Source organism: Daejeonella sp., from assembly GCF_030695525.1.
Taxonomy (GTDB): Bacteria; Bacteroidota; Bacteroidia; order Sphingobacteriales; family Sphingobacteriaceae; genus Daejeonella.
Map to the genome: position 1 here is coordinate 1 of NZ_JAUYSS010000031.1, position 12,477 is coordinate 12,477.

Genomic DNA, 12,477 nt, shown 5'->3' on the forward strand with positions numbered 1-12,477 from the left:
TGCAGCAGAAAAGAAACATGCCGAGGAGGAACGACGAGACCATGAGTACCTTAAAAACAATAGACAAAAACGAATAAATGCCGCCGCTGTCCCGAAGTTTCGGGACTGCTTCGAAAGGTAGAATTTAGGCTTTGCCTGTAATTGCCGCACCAGCCAAGGCGGAAAAAAGGTTAACGGAGATTTTGTGCTTAGGCCAAAGCTTATGAACAGTCCAATGGTTATAGGTAAAAATATTGCAGATTTTAAAGCAGTGAAAGTATAAAAACTGATTTTACACTGAAAGGGGGAGCTTGCTTTTTATCATCCAGTTAAAAACTTCATTTTTAGCAGGTTAGCGACTATTTTATCTGAAATTATATTTCAAATGGATAACTATAAATCTCCACCCAATAACTATTGGGTCATAGTTTTTATTACCCTGGATAAGGTGGTATCACAAAATGTGATACCTTCCAAACAGCATATTTTGAGGTGCTTTTACTAAATATTTACTGAAACGCATAATTCTCAACTCTCCATTCTCAATTCTCAATTTTTTAAAAATGCTGGCCCATAAAGCGCCTTCCCACTTTTTGTTCCCAAATGTTTCTCATTTTCAACTACCAGTTCGCCGTTTACAATCACATATTTAAACCCTTTGGAATAGGCATGAGGTTTCAGGAAGGTGGCCATATCATTTACTTCTGCCTCACTGAAGATCACAATATCTGCGGCATAATTGGGTAATAGTAGTCCGCGATCACTCAGGCCAAATTTTTGTGCTGCCAGCGAGGTCATCCTTCTGATGGCATCTTCCATTGTAATAACTTTTTCATCCCTGACATATTTACCCAAAACTCTTGCATTAGTACCATAACCACGGGGATGCGGCATTCCTCTGCCCGGTACAGGCACTCCTGCATCTGCTCCGAACATGCTGAAAGGATATTTCATGATATTTTTCACATCAACTTCATTCATGCTGTTATAAACCATTTGAGCACCACCCTTTTCAACCATGTCCATAATGGTTTCTGCTTCAAATCTGGCCTTAGCTTTTCTGCCCAACATTTTATTAATCTCCGAAATGTTTTTACCGTTCATGCTGGTATCCGATGGGTAATTGGCTACCACGGCATAACTGTAATTCGGAAATTTATAGCTGGCAAGTTGTGCCAGCATTTCTTTCTTAATCTGAGCACGGATAGCGGTAGTATTCAACCTTACTTTCAATGAATCATTTCCACCTGCAAAAGCCCAGTCGGGTAAACGAATTCCCAGATTGGTGCTGCTTGCTGTGTATGGATATTGATCGATCGTCACATCCCAGCCATTTTCCCTTGCCTGTTTAACCAAATTGAGGGTGACATCTGATTTCCCCCAGTTTGATCTTCCGCCTATTTTGAAGTGTGAAATCTGTACAGGAATATTGGCCTCTTTGCCGATATTAATCGCCTCATTTACAGCTTCAACTGCCCGGTTTTCTTCATTGCGGATATGGGAAGCATAAACTCCATTATTCTTTGCTGCAGCTTTTGCCAATGCGATGACTTCTTCAGTATCTGCAAATGTTCCGGGAATATAGATCAATCCGGTGGATAGACCCACCGCACCTTCTTTCATTGCCTGATCTACAAGAGCATCCATTTTTTCTTGCTCCTGCATTGTAGGTTTGCGATTGTCGCGGTTCATTACCTGAGCACGGACCGTATTATGCCCAATCAGACTTGCGACATTGATCGAAGTACGGATCCGGTTAACTTCCTCCAAAAAGCTCCCGATATTATCTGCAGATCCACCACAATTACCGGTAATGACAGTGGTTACTCCATCGAAAATGTAGTTGTTCGCCGTAGGTGTTGTTATGATCCCCCCCTCAATATGACCATGAACATCAATAAATCCTGGTGCTACCAGTAAACCTTTTGCGTCGATGGTTCTGCTTGCCCGGATATCAGTAATGTATCCTGTTTTGATGATTTTTCCGTCTTTTACAGCAACATCACCGTAATACCAGGAGTTTCCGGTACCATCATATATTTTTCCATTCCGAATGATAAGGTCTGCAGTAAGCTGAGCCTTTACCATTAAGGAGCTTAGAACTATTCCGGCAAGCGTGAGTATTTTCTTCATGTCTTATATTTAATAATTCGAGGTACAGGCAAAATTAATCGTTAATTGCCTGATAGGTTAATGCCCTGAATTTTTCTACTACCTCATTATGTGTTCTTGCCTGCAATTGACGGAAGAACAGGTAAACCATTTTTTCTTTCGGATCAACCCAGTAGGAAGTTGCAAAGGCCCCACCCCAGTTAAATGTTCCAACCTGTGCTGGCGCGCTTCCACTGTTTTGTTCGGTAACTACTCCAAATCCCAGCCCGAACGTTCCACTGGCATAGGGTACACCTTCGATCTGGTTGGTAGTCATCATCCTCACCGTGTTCCTGCCCAATAATCTTTGGCCATTGTAAACGCCGTTATTCAAAAGCATTTGAAGGAAAATGCCATAATCATAAAGTGTGGAACTTAAACCGGCACCACCTGAGTAATAAGTATGGGGTACCAATGGATAACTTGGAGTCGCCGGACTGTTTAACATACCTCCTGTGGCTTTCACTAATTTCCCCTGAGGAGTTTCAGTGTAAAGATTTACCAAACGATTTGCTTTGGCCTGAGGCAGGTTGAAATAGGTGTCTTTCATACCAAGAGGCTCGAAAATGCGGGTTCTGAAAAATTCATCCAGACTGACACCGGATATGACTTCAACCAAACATCCTAAAACGTCGGTATTGAGTCCATAAGTAAATTTTTCGCCGGGCTGATGCATCAAAGGTATTTCACCCAGGCGGCTCATTGCCTGAAGTAAAGTTCTGTCTTTTACCCCCAAACCTGCCGTGATATTGTTCTTTGCATAGATTGCATTCGCTTCCTTTGAACCAATTTGTGCATAGCCTAGACCTGAAGTATGCGTCAAAAGATCCTTGATGGTAACTTCCCTTTTTGCAGGAACAGTGGTGTAAGTTGTATCTGCAGGGTTAAAGTTAACAAGGACACTTTGCTTTTTAAACGATGGAATATACATGGAAACAGGATCACTTAATAATAACTTTCCTTCATCAAAGAGCATCATGATGGCAACGCTGGTAATCGCCTTGGTTTGTGAGGCAATTCTGAAAATGCCATCTTTTTGTAGTGGGGCTTTAGTGTCGAGATCATTATAACCATTTGCCTTATAATAAGCGATTTTACCATCACGAATAATTAAGGCTGCAGCTCCATTCATATATCCCTTTTCAACCCATTCATTCATAGCCTTATCAAGGCGCTTCAAACGCTCAGACGAGAAACCTGCAGCTTCAGGCGTTGAATTCATGATAGTCTGGCTAAAGCCTGTGATACTTACAGAGCAGACAAGAAGAATGATTAATATTTTTTTCATGAGATTAATTATGGTTTATTTTTTATGGGTTTATTTTTTAGATAACGATTGGTAAATTATGCAAATAGAATTCATATTACAAAGCAGTTAAGTAGTTTTTGATCATTAGTTTCCGGAGAAAATTATAATTGTAAGATTAAAGATCAAAATCTTAACTCATAAACATTCTCTTTTCTTTTCCTTCAGCTGAAAAGAAACAAAAAGCCGCCGCTGCGCCTGATGCTTTGAAGGTTTCTGCTTAGGCCCAGACAATAGTTGTCGCACCAGCCAAGGCGGAAAAGAGCATATTAATGGGGGCTGCTAGCGTGGCGTCTAATAAAAACACTGGGGTAATTAGCAGGGTTTAAGGCATATCGCCTTGCAATAACATTCATATACTTTTTTTTGCGGCATTGGACAGGGCGGTAAATTCAAAATTGCCATAGCACTGCCTTTCATAGCCCTGTACGCAGCCGTTGATGGATGAATATTCCTAAACCTCTAAAGTTAATCTTAGTAATCTTTAGATCTCGATCAGGAGAAATTAATTTAAAATGAAGCAGGATTTTCCGAGCGGGGGGAGGACAAAACGGCGGGCCGGGTCCATGGCCTCTAGTAGTAGGAGCTTCGTTGTGTCTTGATTTTTTGGTTACTTTTTCATCAAGGAAAAAGTAAATAGGCCTCCGCGGCTATGAGCGGTGTAAATTTGAAATCACACGGAATAATTTTAATCCTGTAACCTACTGCATATTTATTTCGAAGATACTAAATAATGAGATTGGTAGCTCGCCCGGATGAAACCTTTCGGACGCGCATAAAAGAAACATGCCGAGGAGAAACGACGAGACCATAAGGCATATTACGCTACATACAAGTAGTTATTTTATCCAGGCAACAAAGGTTTTTAATTTTCTATTTCACCCTTACAAATTCAGTAAGCGGATCTCCGAAAGGGCGGGTACTGATGCGGTCTATTTCTCCCTTATCATTTGTCAGAAAGCTGATCCGCATATCAGGAAAGCCTTTCCCATCATCCATTGTAATAAACTGATCATAATGCCAGTGATAAAGGGTTGAACTTAAACTTCTGTACTGCAGTTGCAAATCATTGTTGTTAAGTCCGATTAGTATCTCGCCGTAGACCGGATGAATAAACCTGCCTGTATAGGCCAATGCCAGGTGGGATGGGATGGTGTTTTTAACTTGCGAAGCATTAATGCCATCCACGGTCTCTTTATTTCTTTCCTGCGTTTCAAGATAATCCTTTTTATATCTCTCACTCCAGTCTGTTATCTCCCTGTTCTGCAGGATGTCAATCAGGGGCAGGTTCATCACCGAGCGAAGGGAACCCGCTGCTACAGAATTGTGAACGATGAATAAGGCAATACTATCTTTTGGCAGGTAGCTTAAATTTGAATAGAATCCATCAATTGACCCTGTATGGCTGATCATTTTGGTGCCTTTATAGGTTTGGAGAGAACGCCCCATCGCATAAATGGCATTGGATAGTTCATCGTATCTTCCTCTTTTGTCGGAAATAGCATTTGGAATCTTGGTCTCCTCAACCGCAGATGTCGCAATAACCTGCTTGCCCTTGTATTTTCCACCATTAACCTGCAGAATGAGCCATTTACTCATATCCATCATACTGGAATAGATATTACCCGCAGGTGCAAGTAATTCTGATTGTGCAAGAAAAGTACGGGCTGTGAGTTTACCTGTACCCTCTGCCTCAAAATAGGACAGGGAATGATTCTCTGGCCGCGTTCCAATCCCTGTAAATCCACTTGAATTCATTTCCAGAGGCTTGAATATGCGTTCCTGAACATTCTCTTCCCAGCTTTTGCCGCTTACCGCTTCAATTGCAAGTCCGGCTAAAGTATACATGTTATTATTATAAATGTATCCCTCCCTGAAACCAAGGGCTGGCTTCATAAAGGATATTTTGCTTAGCAATTCTTTTCTTTTGAATGCAGCGTTCACCCAGATGCCATCATAAGCAGGAAGGCCGGTTCGGTGGCTTAGCAGATCCCGAATGCTTACTTTGAAGTTTAATTCAGGGTTAAAGAAATTAATCTTTGGTAAATATTGTTTTACGGGTTCATCCAGACTTAATTTGCCCTCAACAGCAAGTTGTGCAGCTAATGTTGCAGTAAATAGTTTGGTGTTTGAGGCAATAGGGAAGAGCGTAGTTTCAGTTGCAGGGAGCTTATTTTCCAGATCCCTGAAGCCATATCCTTTGGCATATAGCACCTGATCTTTATGAACTATGACCAGGGCAAGACCCGGAATATTCCAGTCGGAGAGCAAGCCGTTCACATAACTGTCAATTTTTGTCGCTTTTTCTTCAAATCCTTTATTTTGGGCTGAAACAAAGAGGGGAAGCAGTAGTAGTATTAAGAGTAGTTTTTTCACTTTATAAAGATATCTTTTAATTTATTTGATCAACAGCTCTCCCGGCAATAGGGGATTACTAAGCAGGTGTCCGAAGACTTCCCATTGTTTCCTTGCATCGTTCCCATCTCCCGCCTTTGCTTCAACATATTGTTTTACCAGATCCATTCCGTAATTATAGTTTATGATATAACTACGGTATTTCCGGATGAAAGAAATTGATTTTAGTGCTGTTTCTTCATTGTAAAGACAATATTTAATCATCCAGTCCAGGGCCTGTTTTTCATCCATTTTGCCATTGACTAAGCCTCTGCCAGCCTCATTTCTTGCATAATTAAGCTGTGATCTGATTGCCAAAGCCTTGAAATACAGGCTTAGATTTGTTGTATCAAGGCTGGCCAGGGGCAATAATTTTTCCTCAGCAAATTTGATCTTATTCTCGCCGGGGAAAGCCAGCTCGACTCCATAATTCGCACTTCCTTCGGCGATGAATGATTGCGCACTAAATAATGGATATAATGAAATCTCAACCCAGCCTTTGTCGCGGTACAGATTTTTTTCCAGGAGCATATTATACACATGATGTCCGGGATAACTTTCATGACTTCCCACATCAATCGCACGTTCTAAAAAGATCTGGGTATCGGTATTTATCTGTATTATACTCATATACTGGCCTTTATACCAGTTATAGCCACTCCATGGTTTATTATTTACGTATTCAATACTAAATGATTCTTCTGCAGGAAGCTCATAATGTTCTTTTGTTTTTTTGCGGGCCTCGGCAATGGTTGCTCTGAAAACAATATCCAGTTTATCCTTTGGGATGATGAATTGATTGGCCAATTTTTGAAATCTGGATTGAACATTTCCATTTCCTGGCAGTATCTTGTTGAGAGAATCTAACAGAGCAGCATAATGGCTTTCAGGATAAACCGGCGCAGAGATCCCGAAAAGATCTTTGGATTCTTCATCAAAACTTTTGAACTCACCCGAAAATATCCGGATCCTTCGGTCAAAAGCCGTGAGTTGATGAGACATCCAGCCTGCTCTTATTTTGCCTGTATCGCTAAGTTCTGAAGAGATCTCCTTGAGTTTGCTTTTTAGTCCGGCGACTGAATTTAACAGACTATCTTTTGGAAATATTGCGAGTTTTTCGGTTTTTGGATTTAAAGAATCGGGACCGTAATAGGCATCCACAAAATCAGGATCATACTGACCGATAGTTAATCCAAGCCTTACATATTCTTCTGCCAGATTATTCAACTCCCCATCCCTGGTTTTGTTTTTTTCTGAACAGGAGATCATAAAAATCAATGGGATGAATAAGGCGAGGCTTGTGATTTTGCGCATGATCTAAAATTTGAGAAGGCTTTAATTATGCAAAATAATAAAAATATGGAGTTAAATGTAAAGCGGGAGTATGCTGTGAAATTTCTAATTATGAGATTTTACAATCACATTCTTAGTCAATAATATATCTCTTTTCTTTTCCTTCAGGTGAAAAGAAACATGCCGAGGAGGAACGACGAGACCATGAGTACCTTAAAAACAATAGACAAAAACGAATAAATGCCGCCGCTGTCCCGAAGTTTCGGGACTGCTTCGAAAGGCAGTATTTAGGCTTTGCCTGTAATTACCGCACCAGCCAAGGCGGAAAAAACGTTAACGGAGATTTACTACTGAGGCCAAAACATATGAACAATCCTCTGTTAATAAGCCAAATAGTGTATTATTAATGCCAGAGAAAGCACAATCAATTGGCTAATCTCTGATTTTAAATAAATGAGGATTGCTTTTGGCAGTTATATGAAAACGAATAATACGTGTTTGGATGGATCTTTTTCATTGCACCCACCAGTGATCAGAACGCTTCACCCAAACTAAGATAAAAACCGCTTTGCCGCTTTTCGCCGGGATTCTGTTCGCCGATTGCATAATCCATTCTTACGCTCAGTCCGCGTTCGATGTCGTAGAAGTATCTGAATCCGCCGCCAACACTGGGCTTGAGTTGAATCAATTTGAAATTGCCTCCAGAGTGGACATTACCTGCAGCGGCAAAACCCACTAATCCAAATCGTGGATTTAGTCTGAGCCTGAGTTCAGCTTGAAGGGCTAATAGATTTTGATCACGGAATCGTCCGGCATAATAAGCACGCATCATTTCATCACTTCCGAGCTGAGGGAGTAGATAAAATGGAGTGTTACTGCCGCTAATGGTTTGAAAATGAGCATTCAAACCGAGTGTTGTTTTCTTGCTTAGACTATGAAAGTTACGCAGATCGAGTTTAAGAAGGCTCCCGCTGAAATGATCGCCACCAAAGAAATCCGGTGCATAGGAATAGTTTAGTTTCAGGAAGGATCCTTTTGTCGTATAAGTATTGGTATTACGGCTGTCGAGGATTTGGGTAATACCCATAAAGAAAACCTGTCCCCCATCTTTGTCGCGGATACCCGGATCAGTGCTGTAAATCCCACCCACTATTTTGTCTTCAAAACGGTAGGATTCATAACCCATACTCATTCCGGTATAAATATTTTTCCCCAGTTTTTTTTCCAGTCCTGCATTGAGTTTGAAAAGCTTTTGAGTGATCGGGTCTACATTCAGTTCAAGGGTAGAATTACCTATTCCATAGAAATTGAATGGGAAATTTCTATAGCGGATTTCTGAGGTTACATGATACTTGTTTCCGGGTGTCCAGATATCTGATTTTAGCGCGAAGTTGCTTTGCTTTTTTGTAGTAAAGGTTACCATACCCATAATTCGCGAGGTACGGATTAATGAATCCTTGCGGTCAGTATAAAATGAATAAAGACTTGCTCCTCCTATCTCTACTCCAGTCTCCTGTGCGTAACCAATTGCAGGCAGAGGCAGGAAACTACTCCTGCGGGTGGTATCAACCTCATTGGAAAGCAGTTTTTTAATCAGCTTCATCTGGCTGTAGCCGTTTCCGGAAATCAGTATTAAAAGGCTGAGCGCAAAAATCTTTCTTAGCAGTTCTTTATTCATAAAGGCCGCTAAGTTAAATATAGTTTGATTAGGATCGAATCTTATTCAAAATCCCATTTGGGAAGCTCTCTGATCAGAGCCTTAAAATGCCCTAATCTCTACGGGCAGACAGGTTGAGAAAATGTTCGTATCTGCTTGTCAGGGAACGCATACTAAACCCAGAGGAAACGCACACTAAACCCTAAGAAAACCCACAAAATTATGCGTTTAGTTTGCGTTTAATTTGGGCTTAATTTGTGCCTGTTTCGAAGGTGGTAATAAGCATTCAAGAATTTGGAAAGAAGGGGGCTGGGCCGAAAGCGAGTCAGTCATCTGGCACACAAGGAACTTAAACAGGAGCTAAATCAAGCAGCTAAAACAGCCGCTATACACGATCCCGAAATCAGAGAATATGCCCAACGAAAGCTAAAGGATAAAAGCTGTTCTCTAGTATTAAATAATGTAAAATTCAAGCTGATCTTAAGGATGTTCGCACTAATTAAAAGAGGTGAAATGTATGTGGAAAACTACAAAAGAGCAGCCTAATAAAAATCTATTTTAAATTAAATTTAGAAATAAGTCAAACCTAGAATACGGCTCGGGGGCCGGAATCTGACTCAATAAATAAATACTAATTTGTCGTGGCGGATGCCGCGACTTAATATTTAGCAGGCAATCTTTATGTAATTATTTTTTCTCCCGTATCGCTTTAAATTCTGAACCATCTTTCCATTGAGGCATTTTTTCTTCAAAAGCTAATCGTTTTCCGACCTGAAAAAACAACTTCAAATCTTCCAGTCCGCCCTCAAAAGTCCATGTTGCAGGATCAAATTCATCTGATGGACGATGATAATGCTTCTCATTGTATTCTTTTTCCCTTTTTTCACCATATCCGGCTTCTTTGCCAATTACATCTATGCCATTGGAAGTGTAGAGTGCAGGCACTCCAACTTTAGCAAAATTAAAATGATCAGAACGATAGTAATATCCTGCTTCAGGATGATTTTCAAATGCAGTAACTCGTCCTGCTTTTTCAGCAGCTTCTTTCAGATATTCTTCCAGTTCTGATTGTCCTTCACCGACAATAATGATGTCTTTTGTTTTTTCAAAAGGATTTAGGCCATCAATATTAATATTTGCTACAGTTTTTGATGTTGGATAAATTGGGTTCTGCGCATAATATGCCGAACCCCAAAGGCCCTGTTCTTCGGCAGTTACTGCAAGCAAAATAATGGTACGTTCAGGCTGTACTTTCATGCTTTTAAATGCACGTGCAAGTTCAATTAGTCCCGCGGTGCCACTGGCATTATCGAATGCACCGTTATAAATTGAGTCGCCGGTTTCATCGGGTTTGCCAATTCCGAGGTGATCCCAGTGCGAAGTGTAAATAATTACTTCATCAGGACGTTTGGTACCTGTTATCTTGCCGATTACATTGTAAGATTTGTTAAATACGGTCTTTACGGCGACGTTGGTACTTAGTTTCAGATCCAATGCCAGGGGTTTAAACCCTTTTTTGTCGGCCTGTGCGAAGAAATTAGTCGAATCCTGTCCCGCAGCAGCAACCAATTTCTTTGCAGCCGGAAGCGAAAGCCATCCGTTTATATCCGTATACGAATTGCTTTTTTCGCGGTCATCCAGTCTGAGTTTCGATGCATTCCAGTTATTCTGAACGACAGAAAAGGGATAGCTTGCACCCTCAGTTGTATGCACAATCAGGCAACCTTTTGCACCCTGACGAGCAGCTTCTTCAAATTTATAAGTCCAGCGGCCATAATAGGTCATAGTCTTGCCTTTAAAAAAGCTTGAATCTCCGGCAACAAAACCAGGGTCATTTACCATCACCATGACGATCTTTCCTTTGACATCCAAACCAGCATAATCATCCCAGTTATATTCCGGTGCGACAACACCATATCCGGCAAATACAACCTCATTATTATCGAAGCTTACCTTATCGGTTATCTTGTCAGTCCAGATCACATAATCGTCAAAGCCTTTGAGTTTAAAACTTCCTTTTGATGTGGTCACCTGCATATCCGCAGCCGCTGTAGTCTGAATATTGACCATCGGGACTTCCTGAATATAGCTATCACCATTTCCAGGCTCCAATCCTGCAGCTTTAAATTGTTTTTGCAGGTAGGCAATGGTTTTTGTTTCCCCGGGGGTAAATGGTTTACGTCCCTGAAGTGAATCGTGCGAAAGCTCAGCAACGTGCAGTTTCAAACTATCTGCATTGAAAGCAGCAAGTCCGTCTTCATCCGAAATTTTTGGCTTATTCTGATTGCATGCCGCCAAGCAGATCAAAGCAGAAAATGCGAGGAATTTGATTTTAGAGTTCATATGGTTAGTATGGTTAGGTTTTGCTAAAATACTGATAAAATTATAGGGTATTTTTAAAAAATTTGATTTTTACTGATGGAATAAGAGTCTAATTTATCTCCTTTTGGATTATAAGGACATTCGAATTGCATATTGCTATATAAAATCAAGCTATAATTAATTTTATTTTTTAAGATTAGGTAAATACTTGATAATAAGCATTTTTATAAGGGTTGACAGAATGTGCAAGTACATGGGATTTGAGATGATTTTGGTTGTTTTTTCATGCATATTACTAGTTATTGGTCACACTATTAAGTTAACAGTGCTAACATTGAAGGGACAGAGAAAATGAAGAGGACCACAATTTTTGACAAGCATTGTTTGTTCATGCCAAGTCCAAACAATTCGACTGTAACTAATATTAATAACCTATTGCTAAGCATAACTAAGAAATCATTAAAAATTTGATGGCTACGGTAAGAGTCCTTTTCGATACAAAATTTTGTCAGACTCATTTAGACTGCATAATTGCTGACTATTGGGTTAATTCACTTAGTGAAAAAACAAACACTGTTATTTTTGATTTATCACTTTTAGAATGGATAGATACAGAAGAAATTGCTTTCCTTTTTGCATGGATTAAAAAAAGGGAAGGCTCCATTGTAAGCTTCCCCAATATTAAGACATTGAGTAATTAGACAAAATGTTTAATTTCAAATGTCAGAAAAATGAAGAAGCAACAGTTCACAGAAACACAAATCGCCACCGCAATCAAACAATATGAAGGTGGCCTCTAGGCGCAGGATGTGTGCCGGGAATACGGGATCAGTAAAGCCACGCTTTATAATTGGCGCAAGAAGTACAGCGGCATGGATTCCACCCACCTGCGTGAGCTTAAATCGCCCCAAGACGAGAACCGCAGACTAAACAGATTTATACTGATCTGTATTCTCTGATTAGTATACTTCCATTATCACTTTACCACCCACCTGTCTCCTAAAAATTCCTCTGACAATCAACTGTTTAATAGCATCAGATACAAGTTTATTTGATAGTTGTAATTTAGAAGCGACCATTTTATGAATACCAGTTTGCCAAGGCTGGTCTGGTAACTCACACCTAATAGCCTCAATAAGGACCTCATCTAAAAATCGAGGAGTCGAAATGGTAGTAGAATCATCTTTAATTTTTGTGATCGTGGCTTTAATATCCTTCTTATTCATGCCATTATTGGAGATTCCGGAGATGCTGACCCCGTACCGGGGATACTGACCCCCTTTAATATGACTTTGGCCTTATGATCTGAAGGCCTGACAATTTTACCTTTTTTTTCTTAGACTTTCACCCATAAGTTCTATTCTGTGTGCGGTAT

8 protein-coding genes are annotated in these 12,477 nt (G+C 40.3%); 1 reads left to right on the top strand and 7 read right to left on the bottom strand.

The genetic code is table 11. The features are described from left to right. Positions 1-528 precede the first annotated feature (528 nt). The 6 genes from Q8S11_RS06990 to Q8S11_RS07015 form a co-directional block, all read right to left on the bottom strand. Positions 529-2,112 carry an amidohydrolase family protein gene (locus Q8S11_RS06990; protein WP_305661368.1) on the bottom strand — a complete coding sequence of 528 codons (1,584 nt, stop codon included), beginning with the start codon at positions 2,110-2,112 and terminating at the stop codon, positions 529-531. A gap of 34 nt (positions 2,113-2,146) precedes the next feature. Continuing rightward, entirely contained in the window at positions 2,147-3,418 is a 1,272-nt protein-coding gene (locus tag Q8S11_RS06995) for a serine hydrolase (protein ID WP_305661369.1), read from the bottom strand. A gap of 891 nt (positions 3,419-4,309) precedes the next feature. Continuing rightward, positions 4,310-5,812, bottom strand: a complete 1,503-nt coding sequence (locus tag Q8S11_RS07000; RefSeq protein WP_305661370.1) for a serine hydrolase — start codon at positions 5,810-5,812, stop codon at positions 4,310-4,312. A 21-nt stretch (positions 5,813-5,833) separates the two neighbouring features. Continuing rightward, positions 5,834-7,144: a hypothetical protein gene (locus tag Q8S11_RS07005; RefSeq protein WP_305661371.1), complete on the bottom strand. Its 1,311-nt coding sequence runs from the start codon at positions 7,142-7,144 to the stop codon at positions 5,834-5,836. Positions 7,145-7,655: 511 nt separating this feature from the next. Continuing rightward, entirely contained in the window at positions 7,656-8,801 is a 1,146-nt protein-coding gene (locus Q8S11_RS07010; RefSeq protein WP_305661372.1) for a BamA/TamA family outer membrane protein, read from the bottom strand. Positions 8,802-9,467: 666 nt separating this feature from the next. Continuing rightward, positions 9,468-11,123 (bottom strand): M28 family metallopeptidase, encoded by a 1,656-nt coding sequence (locus tag Q8S11_RS07015; RefSeq protein ID WP_305661373.1) that lies wholly within the window; start codon positions 11,121-11,123, stop codon positions 9,468-9,470. Between the two features lie 788 nt (positions 11,124-11,911). Between Q8S11_RS07015 and Q8S11_RS17820 the strand changes: the two genes are divergently transcribed. Next, positions 11,912-12,061, top strand: coding sequence for a transposase (locus Q8S11_RS17820; protein WP_371135134.1), 150 nt, complete (start codon positions 11,912-11,914; stop codon positions 12,059-12,061). Here Q8S11_RS17820 and Q8S11_RS07020 read toward each other — a convergent pair whose 3' ends face one another. Beyond that, entirely contained in the window at positions 12,062-12,328 is a 267-nt protein-coding gene (locus tag Q8S11_RS07020; protein ID WP_305661374.1) for a hypothetical protein, read from the bottom strand. Positions 12,329-12,477 lie beyond the last annotated feature (149 nt).